Here is a 385-nt window from a genome sequence, read left to right as displayed (position 1 = left end):
CAATAAAAAGGCCGCTAATCGCGGCCTCTTTTTATTAACTAAACGGATTCACCAGAATCATGGTCTCGTTTCTATCCGGACCCGTTGAGATAATATCAATTGGCGTTTCTAGCAACTCTTCTAAACGCTTAATGTAGTTCATTGCTGCTTGTGGCAGCTGCTCTACAGATGTTGCGCCGAATGTTGTTTCGCTCCAACCAGGCATAGTCTCTAAAACAGGGGTTACCTGCTCATAGCCTTCTGCTGCAAGCGGAGTTGTTGTTGCTACAGTTCCATCTGGATACTGGTAGCCGACACAAATCTTCACCTCTTCAAGACCATCTAGAACATCTAGCTTAGTCAAGCAGAAGCCGCTTACGCTGTTGATTTGAACTGCGCGCTTCAT

1 protein-coding gene is annotated in these 385 nt (G+C 45.7%); it reads right to left on the bottom strand.

What is annotated here, in order from left to right:
• Window positions 1-34: 34 nt before the first annotated feature.
• A partial coding sequence (locus tag AB4238_RS03565; protein WP_372031358.1) for an adenylosuccinate synthetase occupies window positions 35-385 on the bottom strand: 351 nt, incomplete at its 5' end.

It is taken from the genome of Shewanella sp. 10N.286.45.A1, assembly GCF_041470405.1.
Classification (GTDB): Bacteria; Pseudomonadota; Gammaproteobacteria; order Enterobacterales; family Shewanellaceae; genus Shewanella.
Note: the sequence above shows the minus strand (reverse complement) of the source record. Positions and strands in the feature narration are given on the sequence as shown.